Raw genomic sequence first — 17,640 nt, forward strand, 5'->3', positions numbered from 1 at the left:
CCTTCATTTAAATCATTCGATTTTGGAAACATTTCCGCCTGTAATTGTCAGTTTGGCGGTTGCTTGGGTGACTTGATTGTCGCTTAGGTAACCACCAGTCTTGAGTTCAGCGAAATTGGCAGCTTCCGTCCCTGTATCCAGTTCATACATGTCAGCCTGTGTTTGCACGACGACCGCCAGAGCGTCCGTGCCTTTAGTCTCGACGCTTTTCTTCGTGTTCGCCACATTCGGGATAATCATTAGCATCAGCACAGAGATGATGAATAGAACCAGGACCATTTCCATCAAAGTGAAACCTTGTTTATTTTTTAGTGTTTTTTTGATCGACTTCATTAATACATTCCTCCTAATGAGCTTAGCATCGGCATCAACAATATTAGATAGATCGCCATCACGATAACGGCGACCATGAGAAACAATACAGGCTGCAGCCAGCTGATTTTCTGTTCGATGTCCGCAATCAGCAGCCGGAAGCATTCTTCGCTGTACATGCTCAACTTGATTGGCAATTGACTAGTGAGCTCGCCGTGATAGATGATCCATCCCATCTCCTCTTTGAAGATGGGATAACGCTTGATGATTGTCGTCAGGCTGTCGCCCTGCATCAGCCCTTCCTCCACCAATCCGGATATTTCCTTCATCCAGGCAGTCCCTTCATCGCCGCGCATCAGCGAAACGATTTGGTTCAACTGCATGCCGTTGCGGAAGAAATAAGCGTATTCGCGGCTGAAGAAAAAGGAATAGTAGAGTTGGACCCATTTGCTGAAGAGCGGAATCCTGCAGAACAACAACGACTTTTGAAAAGCTGACTTCTTCTTCAAATAACTTTTTGCCAACAGGAACAAACTGGCGCTTAAAGCTAAATTTCCCAATATAATGAGCGGGAGGTTCTCCAGGTAAATCAGGATGATGCGGACCATCACGCCGGAACCTTCTTCCGAGGGCACCAGCATCGTTTCCAAACTGGGAAGCAGGACCTGCCGGATTGCTATCAGCATCACGTTCGAGAACACCAGCAAAAATAACGGGTAGATTAAGACATTTCTGATCTTATGCAGCTGTTTGTCCTTTTCCGTCAGGAAATCTGAACAAAACAGCAAAGTTTCCGTCAATTTCCCGTGAAGGAAGGAAAGCCGCAGCTGCGAAACGACTTGCTCTGAAAAACCGCATTCAGCCATTGCGTCCGCAAGATTGATGCCTGTTTCCAGTTTGGCCAGCATGCGCTGGATATCGTCCACGCGCTTCGGCTGCATCATCTTCAGAAAAGCAAGCCCTTCGGACAACGAAAAGCCTTCCTTCAGCAATTCACCCAAGCGCCTAAGAAAATAAGCCTGCTCTTTTGCCTGCCAACATTTTTCATACGAGACTCTCCAGGTAATTTTTTTCCGTAATGTATCCACATGCATAGGCTTTGCGCAATTTATCATTCAGTGTGACAAACCGCTTTCCGTCCTCCTTGTTCTGCAGATGATTCTGCAGTTGGTTGCCTGCCAATATTTCGTAGATGGCTGCTGACTTTTCATTTACCTGATAATGGGAACAGTGAATCGTGCACTTACCGGAGCATAACGGACAATATTTTGCAATCAGACGTTGGGAGACGACAGCGAGCAGCGTCTGTTTCATTTGTTCGGAAGAAATCGCTAGTTCACGCAGCCTTTCCAATACCCCAAACGACTCTTTGGCATGGATTGTCGCGATCACCAAGTGCCCAGTCAATGCGCTTCTCACAACCATTTTGGCTGTTTCCTCATCCCGGATTTCGCCTATTACGAGAATGTCCGGATGATGGCGCAGGCACTGGCGGATGAGCAAGTCGTATGTGATGCCCGCAGCTTCGTTCACTTCAGCCTGCAGAAACAGCGGTTCTTCAATTTCGACCGGATCTTCCATCGTAATGATCTGCAGCGGTTCATCGGCGTATTTCCTGCGCAGCAAATGATAGATGGTGGTCGTTTTGCCGGAGCCGGTGGGTCCCGAAAACAGTACCAGCCCGCTCTTGTGGTCCAACAGTTCGAGCAACTCCGCCTCCTGGGCCGGGAAAAAGGCGTGCAAACCCGGCTCTGAACCCGGATTGGCATACAGCATGCGGATTACAAGCGACTCTTGGTAGCGGAAATTGGCGATAGTGGACAGCCTAAGTTCTATTTTTTTGCCGTTTAGCCGATACCTGACAGCTCCGGATTGCGGTTTCCGCCTTTCACCCACATTCATGTTCGAAAGGAATTTGAAATAAGAAATCAGTCGTTCACCCTTTTCGATGGAATACACCGATACTTTCGACAATCCGGTACTCACTCGGAAAAAGAGTTCATAGTGGTCTTCGTAAGGGAGCAGATGGATGTCGGAAACACCCAACCGCATCGCATCGGCCAACAGGCTCTCTGCTTTTTCTTCCATATCATCACCTCATTTCTATTTTGCCGTCACTTATAGCTTCTGCAAAATCTTCAAGTCCGCTCTTTATCCAACGAGAAACTTAGTATAAAATATGTTATATTGGCGTGGACAGCGGTCTCATACGCAAAAAATTAGGGGACCATTCAATGCAAGGGAGATGAATTGTTTGAAAAAGAACGTTACTGGATCGATTTTTTTGATTGCGATCGGAACATTTCTGTTCGCGGTGGGCATCAATATGTTTTCCGTTGCGAACCATCTTGGCGAAGGCGGCGTCACCGGCATTAGTTTGTTGGCCTTCTATACGATGAATATCCCGGTAGCCATCACTAGTTTCGGTTTGAACGCCATCATCCTGGTCATCGGATTCCGCTTTTTGGAAAAATCGACCATGAGGCTGACGCTTCTTGCCACGTTGTTGATGTCGGTTTTTCTGTATCTGACGGCGGCGTGGCGCTATCCGATGGAAACAATCATTTTGGCGCCGCTCTGCTCCGGATTTTTGGTAGGTAGCGGTTTAGGGCTTGTGATGCAGGCGGGCGGTTCCACGGCCGGGACCGATATCATCGCCTTGATTTTCAATAAATATCTTGGCTGGAGCACCAGTGTCGCACTGGTCGTATTGGACCTATTTGTGGTCGGACCATCCATTTTCGTTATCGGGCTGGAGAATGTCGTTTTGACTGTCGTGCATCTCTATGTGCAAACGAAAGTGCTGGATTTCATTCTGGAAGGATTCAATCCGAAAAAACAGGTCCTTATCATTTCGGAGCGGCATCAGGAAATCGCTGAGGCAATCGACAAAAAAATTGGCCGCGGAATGACCTTTTTGGAAGGTGAAGGCTATTACTCCAAAAGCCAGAAGAAGGTGATTTTGATCGTCGTCAACAGACAGCAATTGATGCCGCTCAACCGGATTGTGACTGCCATCGATCCGAAAGCTTTCTTCACCATCAGCGAAGCCCAAAGCGTCATCGGTGAAGGATTCTCTTATTTGATTTCGGATGATCATTACCAACAAAAAATCAACGATTTCATCGATGAGCAGTCGGAATGATTACAGAACAAACGCATAACGAAAAAGAACGGCAAGGGACCATTTAAAGGTCCCTGCCGTTCTTTTTCGTTATGATAATTTTATTATGCTACAAGTATTAACCCTTTTAGGAAAGCAGAAAAACGACTGTCTTCATGATGTCCATCTTCTCCACTGCGGCATTGTAGCTCAATCTGGCAATCTTCAGGTTCTGTTCCTCCTCGCGCATAACGGCGAGGTTCTCATCCGAATCTTCTTTGATCCAATCGCCTTTCACATCCGCAAGGGTGATTTCCTGCAGCTCCACTGCTTTCTTTGCTTCCAGAAGCTCAAACTTCAGCAATCCGAATTTCCTTTCCAGGTCCTGCATTTTGACCGGGTCCTGTTCCTTCAACAGTTCGATTCTGGCTTTCAACTCTTCCATATCCCCTGCCGCCTCCAATTCCTCAAAAACAGCTATTCTTCCGATTTATCCCGCCAAAAAATTGCATATTTCCAATCCGAATTGTTTGGCTTGATCCGCACCGTTCGCAGTGATGAGATTGCCGTCGACTGTCACACCAGACTCAGAATAAACTGCCCCTTTGGCTTCGATAGCTGTAATTTCGGATTCAAAAACAGTCGCATTTTTCTTCTTCAGCAAACCGGCATTCGCTAAGATAACCGGTGCGATGCATATGGCCGCAACCATTTTGCCCTGCCCATTCATCGCTTGTGCCAACATCCACGCATGCGGATCTTCGAAGAACACGCGGCTTCCCGTTCCTCCGACGAACACCACACCATCAAAACTGGTCGTGTCGACATCTTCAACCAATAGATCCGACTGCGCGATTCCGCCATGGACTCCCATACAGGTCCCGGTCTTGTGGCTGGCGATCCACATCTCATGTCCGCATTTTGCTACTTCTTCTTGGGTCATGAATAATTCTTCGTCGCGGAAGTCTTCAGGTGCAATCACAAATATTACTTTTGCCATACTGCTGTTCCCCCATTCGTTGTTTATCCCGATCAGATAATGATAGCATCACTTGAAGAGGCGTGATCGAAAAGCCCGAGGACAGATCGACTTTGCCTATCTAAATTATACTACAAGCCACCAAAGAAAGCGATTACACACCCAAGGCTGATTCTCTATGTTTAGCTTGCATCAAAAAAACCGGTTGCCTTCCACTGTCTGCTGACAAGGTTAGGCAACCGGTTTTGGGGTTTGCTGAAAAATATTATTCTTCGTCGTCCAAATCAGCGTTGTGGAATACTTCAGAGACATCGTCGTCTTCTTCCAATTTTTCAAGCATCGTTCTGAATTGGATTTCTTTATCTGCAGCGATTGTCGACAAAGTTTGCGGAACCATCGTAACTTCCGCTTCAGCCAAAACGTAGCCTTCTGACTTCAGAGCTTCGCAAACCGCATCAAAATCGGTAGGATCGGTGTAGATCTCGAATACTTCATCGCTCGTCTGCAACTCTTCCCCACCGGCTTCCAGCACGCTCATCAACATCGTGTCTTCATCCACTGCCAAGTCTTCACGCTCGATCGCGATATAACCTTTACGGTCGAACATATAGCTCACCGAACCGGATTCGCCCAAAGCCCCTCCGTTTTTATTGAAAGCAACTCGAATGTTTGTGGCGGTACGGTTACGGTTGTCGGTCAAAGCATGGACCAAAACAGCCACACCGTTCGGGCCGTAGCCTTCATAGGTAATTTCTTCATAGTTCTCGCCTTCTCCGGCAGATGTTGCTTTTTTGATGGCGCGTGTGATGTTGTCGTTCGGCATATTCGCCGCTTTCGCTTTATCGATGATCATGCGCAGGCTCGGGTTAGATGAGGGATCCGGACCGCTGTTCTTTGCAGCCATATAAATTTCTTTCGATAATCTCTGGAAAATTTTACCTCGTTTTTGATCCGCAGCGCCTTTTGCGCCTTTGATTTTACTCCATTTTGAATGTCCTGACATTCAGATCCCTCTTCTCATCTATTAATTTACTCAATCATTTTATCAAAAGTAACCACTTATGGCAATTCACTTTCTGCCTTTTCTGGAAGTCAGGAAGAACCAACCGGCGATTATCGCCAAAATCACCCCTATGCTTGCCAAAACAACGTCTTCCTTCATCGCAAATGCAGGAGACACAAACGACTGGTGAAATTCATCCGCAGCCGCGTAGCTCACGGAAAGCAGCAACGCCACAACGATAGGCGTAAATGCCTCCCGCATCTTCCCGGAAAGTCCGCCATACCAAAGATAAGCCAATATGGAATAGGAAAGGAACAACCAGATTTTGCTGCCGAAGAATCCCAAAAAGCCGAAGTAGCCCAATGCCTCCATGCTGATCACCTGCTCCCCGTAACGGAAGGTGAAGGTTGCGAATAATCCGGAAAGCGGTTGTGCCTGCAGAAGATTCGTGATGATGTTCGGCAAAGCATAAAAATCTTGTTGGAAAGTGGCGCGGTAATAGAGATAACCCATGATCAGAACTGCGCCCACTATGTATGAATTGCTTTTTTGTTCTCTTTGCATATAGTTTTTTTCCTTTCCTGATGAGAATTCCTTATTTATTTTGCTGGAAATGGATATAATGTATTTATGGCATTAAGTTAGACAATTCAGCCTGAGAGGATGAAAAGCATGAAATATAGCCTTACCTGGGATTTGGACTCATTTTTTGAAGGTGGAAGTTCTTCGCCCGCACTCCAAGAAAAGATACAATCTATTCAAGTCGGATTGAAGGATTTTGAATCCGCAGCAACCGCTTGGGACCCCGAACAAGATAAATCGGAATATCCTGATTTTCAGGATTTGCTACATCACGAGGAACTGTACGCAAAAGCCTTGATGCAATGCAACAGTTTCATAACGGGTGTCCAATCAGCCGATGCCTCAGATTTGGATGCGAGCGCAATACATGCACGAATAATTCAATTGTACAGCAAATTAACGATTATTCAAACGACTCTGAAGAAAAAAGTAACCGCAATCAAAGGAAACGATTGGGATCTGTTGGTTGAAAAGCCTGCCTTTTCAAAGCTTGCATTCGCCCTATCGGAATGGCGCCAACAAGGCAGCCGACTCTTGTCCGACAAGGAAGAAACCTTGTTGGCGACTTTGCGTGTCGATGGTTTCAATGGTTGGAGCGCGCACTATGACACGCTCGTATCCTTCATCAAAATTCCCTTTGAGGAGGTTGACGGAACTTTGAGCGAACTGTCCGCCGGCCAAGCGATGAACCGGATGTATGCCGATCCTGATCCGAGCGTGCGTAAAAAACTATTCGTCGAATGGGAAAAAGCTTGGGGTTACCTTGCACCAGCATTCGCCGATACACTGAATCACCTGCAAGGTTTCCGTTTGGCAGATTTCGAGGCGCACCAAGATGAGGATTTCTTGGCGGAACCTTTGCGCTACAACCGCATCAAGCGCGAGACCTTGGATACGATGTGGCAGGCCATCAGCACGAACAAACAGCCTTTCCTTTCCTTTTTGGACCGCAAAGCCGCGCTGATGGGCAAGGATAAATTGGCTTGGTATGATGTCGATGCACCTGTCTCACTCGGCAGTTTCCAATCAAAAACCTTCAGCTTCGACGAAGCAGTCGATTACATCATCGAACACTTCGCCAGCTTCGGACCGAAGCTGGCGGATTTTTCCTTGGATGCCGTCAAAAACCGCTGGATTGAAGCCGAAAACCGATCCGGGAAGAGACCCGGCGGCTATTGCGAAGATTATCCGGAATCGAAAGAATCACGGATTTTCATGACCTTTACGGGTTCGGCAAGCGACATGAGTACGTTGGCCCATGAACTGGGCCATGCCTTCCATTCCCACGTGATGCGCAATCTGCCCGACCTGAACACGCGCTACGCCATGAACGTCGCCGAAACGGCATCAACTTTTGCAGAAACCATTATCAGCGCGGCTACGGTCAGGGAAGCAAACAGCGATGAAGAAAAAATTTCCTTGCTCAATACGAAACTCGAAAATGCGACGGCCATGTTCCTGAATATCCATGCCCGATATATTTTCGAAAAGTCATTCTACACCGAAAGGATGAACGGTTTTGTCACGGCAGAACGTTTGTCCGGTCTGATGGAAGCTGCCCAGAAAGAGGCTTATCAAGGGGCTTTGAGTGACTATCACGCCCTATTTTGGGCGAGCAAACTGCACTTTTTCATCGATGATGTGCCATTCTACAACTTCCCTTACACGTTTGGCTTCCTGTTCAGTCTGGGGATTTACGCGCAATCGCTGAAGCAAACTGAGAATTTTGAAGAAACCTATATTTCGCTGCTGCGGGACACCGGATCGATGACGACGGAAGACCTCGTGAAGAAGCATCTTGGTGCCGACATTACGCAACCGGATTTCTGGACCCAAGGCTTGGAAATCATGGCGGGTGACGTGGAAGAATTCCTGCGTTTGACCGAAAAATATATCTGAAGACAAAACAAATCCCTACGACAGTTTCAGGTCGCGGGGATTTATTTTTATTCAAATGGCTGCCGGCCCGTAAACTTTGATAAAGGAAGGCATTATCTCGATTTCTAGCGGAAATGAAGGGCCTTTGTCACCATCGACATTGGTGATCAAACTATCGCCATCTTCAAGAGCGATAGTGGCCTGTTTGAATGATTTGTAGATGACAGAATCCGAATTTTTGATTTCGCCTCGGATGAGCTCCGGCAATAATTTCACCGAATCCAGCAGGTTAAACTCCTTGAAAACGACCATTCTGATTTTGCCGTCATCGACTTTTGCTTGTGGCATGAAACTCTCGAAGCTGGCGATTGAATTCGTCAGAGCAATCAGAATGAGTGGCGATTCCTGTGTAAAGGTCTCTCCATCCACTGTAATGCGGAAACGATGCATGGTCTGTTTCGCTAATGCTTTTCCACCTTCTATGAAATAAGCCAGCGGACCATATTTTGTTTTTTCTTCTGCGCTGACTCCTTCGACAGCCTCGGGGATCGCACCTGCAGCGACATTAGACACAAAATAACGATCATTGACCTTGCCGATATCCAGATCGACTAAGGTTGCATTGTCCAACATTGCGATAGCTTCCTCGGGCTCCAAAGGGATACCAATCGCTCTTGCAAGGTCATTGACGGTGCCCAATGGAACAAACCCGAAGGACACGGTTTTCCCGGCAGCTGCCAAGCCATTGATGGTTTCGTTGACAGTGCCATCGCCGCCCATGCAGAAAACGGCTTCATGTCCCTGATTTGCTGCTTCGTTTGCAAACTGTTCAGCATCGCCTTGCTTCTCGGTTTCTTTGACTGTGACCTCTTCAAACATTTCGCTCAATTGCGTCCTCATCAAGTCCAGATAGCCAGTAGCTTTTTCGCCCCCTGACGACGGATTTACGATCAATGTACAAATGCCCATCATATTCCCTCGCTTTCCTTTTGTAGTCAATGCAAGTGTAGCATGCAGCGCCCTCACCTATAAAGCCTGGCGCCTTTTTTTCGCCGTTGAGCATATTCTTGGCTTTTCGCTTACAAAATGTGTATAATTTTATAACGTTCGAAGTAAAACAGATTGAATTAGGGGGAGCAGTATGACAAAAGAATATCGTGTCCTACTCTATTATAAATATACACCGATAGAGGATGCAGAAACATTCGCGCAAGAACATCTAGGATTCTGCAAAGACATCGGCTTAAAAGGAAGAATTTTGGTCGCACCAGAAGGTATCAACGGAACGGTTTCCGGGACCGTTGAACAAACGCAAGCGTACATCGAGCACATGAACGCAGATCCGCGCTTCAACGACATCACTTACAAAATCGACGAGACGGACGGCCACGCTTTCAAAAAGATGTTTGTCCGCCCTCGTCAGGAAATCGTATCTTTGCACTTAGGTGGCGATGACCTTAACCCAAATGACACGACTGGTGCATACTTGTCTCCGGAAGCGTTCCGTGAAGCCATCCTCGACGAGAACACTGTCGTCATCGATGCGCGCAATGACTATGAGTTCGACCTTGGCCACTTTCGCGGAGCTGTCCGTCCGGATATCGCAAACTTCCGGGAGTTGCCGCAATGGATCCGCGACAACAAGGAAAAGTTCATGGAAAAACGCGTCGTGACTTATTGCACCGGCGGCATCCGCTGCGAAAAATTCTCAGGCTGGCTCGTCAAAGAAGGCTTTAAAGATGTCGGCCAGCTGCACGGCGGAATTGCAACCTACGGGAAAGATGAAACGGTCAAAGGGGAACTTTGGGATGGAAAAATGTATGTATTTGATGAGCGTATCGGTGTCAATATCAATCGCGTCGAACATGTCGTAGTCGGAAAAGACTGGTTCGACGGTACGCCATGCGAACGCTACGCGAATTGCGCCAATCCAAGCTGCAACCGCAGAATGCTTTGTTCCGAAGAGAATGAACACAAGTATATGCGTAGCTGCTCGCATGAATGCCGCGTCCATCAGCCAAATTATTATGTACAGCGCAATCAATTGACGGAATCCGACGTGGCGGAGCGTCTAGCCGCCATCGGAGAGGCGATGGAAAGCTCTGCCGCAACAACTGTATAAACAAAAAAACCAAAAAAAATCATTCTTACTGATTTTTTTTGGTTTTTTCACTTCCATCACGATCCTGTCCATAAGGGTTCCTCGGTCTTAGTGATTGTTCGTGCTATGTAATAGTCAGGGCAAAGCTTTTTTGTTATACTGATAAGTGACCACCTGAAAAGGAAAGAGGGAATTTATGGACAATCCAGATGGAAATAAAGCGGAAAAATGGCTGAAAAAGACCAGAGAATTTTTTAAACGTCTTGGGCAATCGATAACTGGCAGCCTCCAGCGGATTTTCACGAAAGAAAATGCTGCAAGAGCAAAGGAAAAAGCTTTGCTTTGGGAGCAAAACACCTACAAGCGTATGGATAAAGGCAAAGTGACTTTGCGAAGAATGAAACGGAAGCTGGACACGGAAACAAACATGAAGCCTCTTCTTTCAAAAGGAGCTTTCGGTTTCAATGTTTTTTTTGGTGTGATCCGGAATATCTTTACCGGAATTATACTGTTGATGATTCTGCTAGGCATCTTTGGCGGTGGTGCAGGATTGGGTTACTTCGCTAATTTGATTTCAAAAGAGACTGCACCTACATACGAAAGCATGGCTGAAGACATCGGAAATGTCGAACTCGTTTCCACTATGTACTACGCAAATACCGAAGCCATTTCGGAAATCCGCACCGACTTGGTCAGGACCACTGTCGGAACGGAAAGCATCTCTCCGATCATCAAAGAGGCGCTCATCGCAACAGAAGATGAAAATTTTTATGAGCATAATGGAATCGTACCGAAGGCCATTCTGAGGGCGTTGGTGACTGAATTGACCGGCTTCGGCAGCCAAAGCGGCGGTTCCACCCTGACACAGCAGCTCGTCAAACAACAGATACTGACGAATGAAGTGACTTTTTCCCGCAAAGCCAATGAGATCTTATTGGCGCTGCGGCTCGAAAATTTCTTTACGAAGGATGAAATATTGACAGCCTACTTAAACGTCTCTCCATTCGGACGAAACAGCAGCGGTTCCAATATCGCGGGCATAGAGGAAGCGGCGAACGGCATTTTTGGCATACATGCTGCCGATGTTTCCTTGGTTCAAGCAGCATTTCTCGTGGGGATCCCGCAGAATCCTTATACCTATACTCCTTTCACGCAATACGGTGAAAGAAAGGAAGATTTGACTGCGGTCCTTAACCGCAAAAACACCGTGCTTTTCCGGATGCTCAGCGAAGGATACATTACCCAGGAAGAATATGATGCCGCGATCGCATACGATATCACCCAGGATTTCATCGCTGCCCACGCCACGCAAGAAGACAGGAACAGTTACCTTTATCAAGCTGTCGAACGCGAGGCGATCCTCGTGCTGATGGAACAGGCTGCTGCCGGTAACGACCTCACCCTGGAGGATCTGGAAGCGGACACCGAATTGTACAACGAATATTATGCAAATGCGGACAACACGTTGCGCTTATCCGGCTACAATGTGTACAGCACAATCGATAAAGACATCTATAACGGCATGCAGGAAGTTGCATCAGAATATGGGCATACTTTGGGAGAAACATTTGTGGATACCTATGTTGATGCAGATGGGGTCACCCAGGAAGTAACTGAGCTTGCCCAAACAGGCAGTGTCCTGATCGAGAATCAAACCGGGAAAATCATCGGATTCATCGGAGGCCGAGATTTCTCGGTCAATCAAGTTGACCACGTGTTCAGCACCAACCGTTCCCCTGGTTCAACGATCAAGCCGTTGCTGGTCTATGCGCCGGCGATTGAGCAGAATCTGATTTACCCTGCTTCGATGGTGCCTGATACAAAAATCAGCATCAAACAACCCGACGGCACATTGTGGGAGCCTACAAACTTTGGAGACACCATTTCCAATACATACATTACTGCTCGCCAAGCGCTCTACCAATCAAAAAACAACCCCACAATCAAGCTCTATGTCGCCATGAACGACGAAGGAATGAATCCGGGGCAATATCTGGAAAAAATGGGCATCACCTCGATCGACGAATCGGAATACGGCAATCCATCCTTAGCGATCGGAGCAACGAATGACGGCCCTACCGTTTTGGAACAGACAAGCGCGTTCACTACCTTCGCAACCGGAGGCGATCATGTTTCACCATATCTGATCGAAACGATTACGGACAAGCACGGGAATGTCGTTTATCAGCATGAGTCCGAAACAACTGAAGTATTCTCGCAAGACACCGCTTATCTGACTTTGGATATTCTGCGAGACGTCATCACTGATGGTACAGGCCGTTCAATCAACAATTATCTGAACTTCAGCGCTGATTGGGCCGGAAAGACTGGGACATCGGAAGCCAACCGGGATATCTGGTTCATTGCCAGCACCCCTACCGTCACGCTCAGCTCTTGGATGGGTTATGACAATTACAAGGGTGAACATGTCTTCTATGACCCTAACAATCAAGGCCTTCCGACCGGACGAAATCTGAATTACTGGTCCCAAATCGCCAATAAGATCTACAGCATCAATCCGGACATCCTCGGCACCGATCAGACGCACCAACAACCGGAAGGGATTGTCGAAAAATCAGTATTGACTGAAACAGGAACATTACCGGGAACCGTTTCGTTTGCGAACGGTTTGTCCGTCAACCTTAACGGAAGCACAAGGACCGATCTGTTCAAAGTTGATGGTTTACCGAAAAAAATCTCCTATGACTTCTCTCCTGGTGCCACCGATAAAGACTTGAAAGATTTTTGGGAAAAGTATCTGGCTGAAGCAACAGCGAATCGTAATGCGGCAGCCGCATCGTCTGCTTCACAAAACAACGCTACAGGCGATGCGGCTGATGCAGAGGCAGCACCCGAAACGGAGACCAATATAACAACTGAAGAGACGAATCCCACGACTGAAACGGAAACCCCGCCAGCTGAAGAACCCCCAGCAACAGAAGAGTAAGAAGATGGCTGTCCCATTCGGGACAGCTTTTTCATTTGCTGTCCCCGACATATTTGACCTGTTGAAACAACAGCGCTTCCAGCCGATCCTTTTGTGCAAGGGACAGAAAAAAGCCTTGCATCTGTTTCGGATGCAAGGCTTTTTGGGCTTGATTGTCTTTCGGATGGACCGATTACTTTTTAGGTAACGTTGTTCCTCTGTTGACGATTTTGTAAGGAAGGATGATGGATTTCTCATCAATCTCTTCTTTGTTCATGATTTTAGTCAACAAACGCATCGCAACAGCGCCTATATCATACAGCGGCAACATGATGGACGTCAATTTCGGACGCGCCATTTCAGTTATGCGGGAATTGTTGCTGGCAGTGACTTCAAACTCCTCAGGGACGTTGACACCTGCATTGATGATAGCATTCAGCAGGCCGATGGCAAGTTCATCACCAGCTACATATGCTGCATCCACTCCGGCTTCAAGTAATTGTTCAGCCAATAGTTCACCATTTTGAAGAGTCGGCTCGCATTCGAAGACAAGTGCATCATCAAAAGCAATGTTTGCATTGACCAAAGCATTCTTGTATCCCTTCAGGCGATGCTGACCATTGATCGGATTGGAAAGCGATGCAGATACGAAAGCAATATTCTTCTTGCCGTTTGCAATCATGTTCGCTACAACTTCTTCGGTTGCGCCGATGTAATCGATATTGACGCTTCCAACTTGTTGTTCAGGATCGATTGTTCCCGCCAGAACGACTGGCGTTTTTGAACGAGAGAATTCTGCGCGCAACTCATCTGTGATCTTATTGCCCATGTAGATGATGCCATCCACTTGTTTAGCAAGTAAGGTGTTCAATACTTGAATTTCTTTCTGGTCATTCTGATCGGAGTTCGCTAAAATGATATTATATTTGTACATTGTAGCGATATCATCGATTCCGCGTGCCAAAGATGCGAAGAACAAGTTAGTGACATCAGGAACAATAACCCCTACTGTAGTTGTTTTCTTGCTTGCCAAACCACGGGCAACAGCATTCGGTCTGTAATCCAAACGTTCAATGACTTCCAATACCTTTTTCCTTGTGGATGGTTTTACGTTGGGATTACCGTTCACTACGCGGGAAACAGTTGCCATGGAGACATTTGCTTCGCGAGCGACATCGTAAATTGTAATCGTTTGTTTTTCCATTTATGTTGCTCCTTATCTCAATTGTTTTCAATTTTTTATTTTCCATTATTCAACATAATGTTGTAAATATTGATTATTTTACAAGCTTATAAAGAATTTACCATTGTTTCATGAGATATGCAAGCGTTTTATAAAAGTTTTCATGAAAATTTCACATTGCAATTATCAAAAATCGAACCCTCATTATATGCTATAATACTAAAGAAAGGAAGGTGTCATATTAAAAATGCCTTTAAACCCCATTATCAATTTAATGAAAAAACAAGATGTCGATATCGTATTTCTCAATGACCCTAAAAATGTCTTTTACGTTTCTTCATACAGGAGTGATCCACATGAAAGGATTTTGGCGGCCATTTTATTTAAGGATGCAAAACCCCTGCTGTTTGTCCCTGCGCTGGAAGAAAATGATGCGCGGAATACCGCTACTGATTTTGATGTGGTCAGCTACATGGATACGCAAGATCCTTGGACTGTGCTGGCAACCAGCATAAAAGCTCGTCATTCGTCGCTATCGGACTGGTCCATCGAAAAGGATTTCTTGACTGTTGAACGAATGGAAGCTTTGCGGACACATTTCCCGACAGCAACTTTCGGGCATAACATCAGCGAAACGCTTCAAAAAATGCGCCTGATCAAGACAGAACATGAGCTGACCTTAATGAAGGAAGCGGGCCTATGGGCTGACGAAGCACTCAAAATAGGCGCTAATACGTTGCGCGAGGGTATCACTGAACTGGAAGTAGTAGCAGAAATTGAATACCAACTGAAAAAAAGAGGCGTAGCAGAAATGAGCTTCAACACCATGGTGTTGTTCGGCGAAAATGCAGCCAGTCCGCACGGCGTTCCCGGCGAAACCAAACTCAAGCTAAACCAGTTTGTGCTGTTCGATCTGGGAACCATGCACGAGGGCTATGCCAGTGATGTGACACGCACACTCTTCTTTGGTGATAAGCCATCTGTACACCAACAAAAGCTCTACGATTTGGTGTTGGCAGCCCATGATGCAGCAATGGCTGTAGTTCGCCCTGGCATAACAGCCGGTGAATTGGATGCTGCAGCGCGGAAGATCATTGCGGATGCGGGCTACGGCCGCTACTTCAACCATCGTCTGGGTCATGGTTTGGGTCAAGGGGTACATGAATACCCATCCATCATGGAAGGCAATGAAATGACCCTTACTGAAGGCATGTGTTTTTCCATCGAGCCAGGCATCTATATCGAAGGGGATACAGGGGTCAGAGTCGAGGATTGTGGATTTGTGAGTGCGGATGGTTTTCAATCCTTCACGCATACGCCCACTGGCATCGACGCCTATTCAAAACTGATCAATTAGTTGGTCATCCTTGCATAGCGGAATAACCCCTCAAACCATACAATATAAAACACAAAAAACAGGCAGCAAGCCTGTTTTTTGTGTTGCTTTTAGACATTTTCCACACTGTCTTTGACTTCTTCAACTTTTTCTTCCACTGCGGCTTTTTTCTCTTCGATTACGGCTGCAGCTTCTTCTTTGCCTTCCTCAGCGATGACAGAGGCAAATTCTTTCACATCAGTGGCTTTCTCTTTGATCTCGTCCTTCACTTTCTTTAAATCGTCACCGACATGTTTTGTCGTTTCCGTGAATTGCGTTTTGATGGAAGAAGTGGTGTCCTTCAAGTTGATTTTAATGTCATCCGAAGTTTCTTTGGCAACATCCATGAACTCATTGCCCTTTTCGACAGCGATATCTGCATAATCGCGTGCGGTATCAAGCAGGTTATTAACTTCCTCAGTGATGTCATCGCGCAATTCTTTGCCTGGTTTTGGCGCAAATAATAGTGCAGTTATAGCTGCCGCTGCACCACCGATGATTGCCCCTAATACAAATCCGCCTTTATTTTTTGTCATAATATTCATTCTCCTTTTCGTTTATGATTTGGTTGACACTTCAGTAAGTTTTGAACTTTGTGTCCTTCGTTTCTTTCTTCGCTTGCCGTTGACGGGCAATTGCCATTGCCGTCCGTCCTAGCTTACCGACAGTGGAGGAACCCGATGCGCTTTTTGCGCCTTTCCCTCCACCTTTAAGTGATACCGCCAAATTTCTGGTAGATTGGTTCACATCAGAGACGGTCACACCCAAATCGCCGATTGCGGTGAATAAAGGATCTGTCTTGCTGATTTTGCCGTTCAGATCATCCACCAACGTGTTGGCTTTATTCAGTAAGCCTTCAACTTCAATCGACAAGTGATCGACATCTTTAGTGATGACCGCCAGGCTTTTATTCGCTTCCTGGGTCACTTTTTCAACCTCGCCTAAGATGTCAGTGACTTTCCTTAATGCCAAGATGATGAAAACAACCAATACCGCAAAAGCTAGCGCAGCTATCAAAGCTGCAATTTCACCATATCCCATTATTTGTACTCACTCCTTCTTGATTCATACGCACATCTGTCAAAGCATTGTATGAATTTTTATAAGATTTATACTATTTATAATAAAATGATACCATAGTCATTTCTGATATGCTATTGAAACCCCTTTAGTTAATGCCAATTCCCTTAGAAATGGTGCCTGCCGCTTCAGACATCCTTTCTTCAAACAAACGTAACCCTATCTTCATTTTCATAAGCTCCGTAATTTGATACAATGGAAACAGCTGTTCAGAAATGAGGGATTTGAATGTTAGATGCAAGCATGCAAGACAGTGCTCTTGCGCAAGATTTGATAGAGGAAGTGGTGACGAATCCAAACATTTTTGTCAAATGGTGGAACAGCATCGCCTGGGAAGAGATTGTGGGCTTGTTTATTTCAAAAGGCATAACCTTGCTTTTTTTGCTGCTCGTCTTTTTTGCTTTAAAACGTATATTAAATTACGTGCTGCACCGGACTTTCGAAAAACAAATATTGACCAAACACATTACGCAGAATCGCGCTACCACCATCTATAAAATAGCGGAGAATGGTTTGCGATATCTTTTGTTTTTCTTTTTGACCTACGGAGTCCTCTCCATTATGGGTGTTCCGATCGCTACATTGGTTGCCGGTGCCGGTCTTGCGGGTCTGGCTATCGGTCTGGGCGCACAGCAGTTCATCAATGATATCGTCAATGGGTTCTTTATTATCCTGGAATCCCAATTTGATGTCGGCGATCATGTTATCATCGGCGGAATCGACGGCACTGTCGTAAACGTAGGACTGCGGACGACACAAATCAAGAGTTTTGATGGAACATTGCATTTTTTGCCGAACCATACCATCACGACAATCAGCAACCTGTCCCGAAATGATATGCGGGCAATGATTGATATTCTCTTGTATCCGGATACCGATTTCGAAACCGTCGACCAGGTCATTCATGCCGTCAATGAGCGGATTGTTCCTGAACATCCGGAGATCGTCAAAGGTCCGAATGTTGTCGGCATTACCGATAAAGGGAATGGTCAACTTGCCTATCGGGTGGTTTTTTATACACTGAATGGGCAGCAATTCACCATTCAAAACTTGTTCTTAGGAAGCTACCGCTCAGCCCTCTTGGAAGCCGGCATCCAAATTCCGGCTATGCCCTACAC

17 protein-coding genes are annotated in these 17,640 nt (G+C 46.3%); 6 read left to right on the plus strand and 11 right to left on the minus strand.

The annotated features are described in order from the left end of the window. Positions 1-12: 12 nt before the first annotated feature. Genes comGC through comGA form a run of 3 tightly spaced genes read right to left on the minus strand, consistent with a single transcriptional unit; the run spans position 13 to position 2,400 of the window. Entirely contained in the window at positions 13-333 is a 321-nt protein-coding gene (comGC, locus tag WBM30_RS05735; RefSeq protein ID WP_424899789.1) for a competence type IV pilus major pilin ComGC, read from the minus strand. After that, positions 333-1,427, minus strand: coding sequence for a competence type IV pilus assembly protein ComGB (gene comGB / locus WBM30_RS05740; protein ID WP_424899791.1), 1,095 nt, complete (start codon positions 1,425-1,427; stop codon positions 333-335). The genes comGC and comGB overlap by 1 nt, the downstream gene beginning before the upstream one ends. Beyond that, positions 1,357-2,400 (minus strand): competence type IV pilus ATPase ComGA, encoded by a 1,044-nt coding sequence (gene comGA / locus WBM30_RS05745; protein WP_424899792.1) that lies wholly within the window; start codon positions 2,398-2,400, stop codon positions 1,357-1,359. The genes comGB and comGA overlap by 71 nt, the downstream gene beginning before the upstream one ends. Positions 2,401-2,566: 166 nt before the next feature. Here comGA and WBM30_RS05750 point away from each other — a divergent pair, with 166 nt between their 5' ends. After that, a complete protein-coding gene (locus WBM30_RS05750) occupies positions 2,567-3,457 on the plus strand; it encodes a YitT family protein (protein WP_424899793.1) in 891 nt (296 codons plus the stop codon). Positions 3,458-3,563: 106 nt separating this feature from the next. Here the strand turns inward: WBM30_RS05750 and WBM30_RS05755 are convergent, their stop codons facing one another. The 4 genes from WBM30_RS05755 to WBM30_RS05770 form a co-directional block, all read right to left on the minus strand. After that, the gene (locus WBM30_RS05755) at positions 3,564-3,860 is read right to left on the minus strand and encodes a hypothetical protein (RefSeq protein ID WP_424899794.1); all 297 of its coding nucleotides are present in this window, start codon (positions 3,858-3,860) and stop codon (positions 3,564-3,566) included. Positions 3,861-3,905: 45 nt separating this feature from the next. Continuing rightward, positions 3,906-4,415: a DJ-1/PfpI family protein gene (locus WBM30_RS05760; protein ID WP_424899795.1), complete on the minus strand. Its 510-nt coding sequence runs from the start codon at positions 4,413-4,415 to the stop codon at positions 3,906-3,908. Positions 4,416-4,659: 244 nt separating this feature from the next. Next, positions 4,660-5,397, minus strand: coding sequence for a YebC/PmpR family DNA-binding transcriptional regulator (locus tag WBM30_RS05765; RefSeq protein ID WP_424899796.1), 738 nt, complete (start codon positions 5,395-5,397; stop codon positions 4,660-4,662). Positions 5,398-5,463: 66 nt separating this feature from the next. Next, positions 5,464-5,961 (minus strand): VanZ family protein, encoded by a 498-nt coding sequence (locus WBM30_RS05770; RefSeq protein WP_424899797.1) that lies wholly within the window; start codon positions 5,959-5,961, stop codon positions 5,464-5,466. Between the two features lie 108 nt (positions 5,962-6,069). Here WBM30_RS05770 and WBM30_RS05775 point away from each other — a divergent pair, with 108 nt between their 5' ends. Then, positions 6,070-7,878, plus strand: a complete 1,809-nt coding sequence (locus WBM30_RS05775; RefSeq protein WP_424899798.1) for a M3 family oligoendopeptidase — start codon at positions 6,070-6,072, stop codon at positions 7,876-7,878. Positions 7,879-7,929: 51 nt separating this feature from the next. Here WBM30_RS05775 and WBM30_RS05780 read toward each other — a convergent pair whose 3' ends face one another. Then, complete coding sequence (locus WBM30_RS05780) at positions 7,930-8,826, minus strand: diacylglycerol/lipid kinase family protein (RefSeq protein WP_424899808.1); 897 nt, start codon at positions 8,824-8,826, stop codon at positions 7,930-7,932. 172 nt (positions 8,827-8,998) lie between these two features. On the opposite strand from WBM30_RS05780, the gene WBM30_RS05785 reads away from it, so the two are divergent. Together WBM30_RS05785 and WBM30_RS05790 are read left to right on the plus strand one after the other, a co-directional pair. Further along, positions 8,999-9,979, plus strand: a complete 981-nt coding sequence (locus tag WBM30_RS05785) for a rhodanese-related sulfurtransferase (RefSeq protein WP_424899799.1) — start codon at positions 8,999-9,001, stop codon at positions 9,977-9,979. A 175-nt stretch (positions 9,980-10,154) separates the two neighbouring features. Next, positions 10,155-12,905: a transglycosylase domain-containing protein gene (locus WBM30_RS05790; protein WP_424899800.1), complete on the plus strand. Its 2,751-nt coding sequence runs from the start codon at positions 10,155-10,157 to the stop codon at positions 12,903-12,905. 172 nt (positions 12,906-13,077) lie between these two features. Here WBM30_RS05790 and ccpA read toward each other — a convergent pair whose 3' ends face one another. After that, a complete protein-coding gene (gene ccpA, locus WBM30_RS05795) occupies positions 13,078-14,088 on the minus strand; it encodes a catabolite control protein A (protein ID WP_424899801.1) in 1,011 nt (336 codons plus the stop codon). 226 nt (positions 14,089-14,314) lie between these two features. Between ccpA and WBM30_RS05800 the strand changes: the two genes are divergently transcribed. Then, the gene (locus WBM30_RS05800; protein ID WP_424899802.1) at positions 14,315-15,424 is read left to right on the plus strand and encodes a M24 family metallopeptidase; all 1,110 of its coding nucleotides are present in this window, start codon (positions 14,315-14,317) and stop codon (positions 15,422-15,424) included. Between the two features lie 89 nt (positions 15,425-15,513). On the opposite strand, the gene WBM30_RS05805 is transcribed toward WBM30_RS05800, so the two are convergent. Then, on the minus strand, positions 15,514-15,978 hold the full coding sequence (locus WBM30_RS05805) for a YtxH domain-containing protein (RefSeq protein ID WP_424899803.1): 465 nt from the start codon (positions 15,976-15,978) through the stop codon (positions 15,514-15,516). A 40-nt stretch (positions 15,979-16,018) separates the two neighbouring features. Next, positions 16,019-16,483, minus strand: coding sequence for a DUF948 domain-containing protein (locus tag WBM30_RS05810; RefSeq protein ID WP_424899804.1), 465 nt, complete (start codon positions 16,481-16,483; stop codon positions 16,019-16,021). A gap of 267 nt (positions 16,484-16,750) precedes the next feature. Between WBM30_RS05810 and WBM30_RS05815 the strand changes: the two genes are divergently transcribed. Continuing rightward, positions 16,751-17,640, plus strand: an 890-nt coding sequence (locus tag WBM30_RS05815) for a mechanosensitive ion channel family protein (protein ID WP_424899805.1), incomplete at its 3' end; no start/stop codon positions are given.

Source organism: Trichococcus sp. (assembly GCF_049684335.1).
Taxonomy (GTDB): Bacteria; Bacillota; Bacilli; order Lactobacillales; family Aerococcaceae; genus Trichococcus.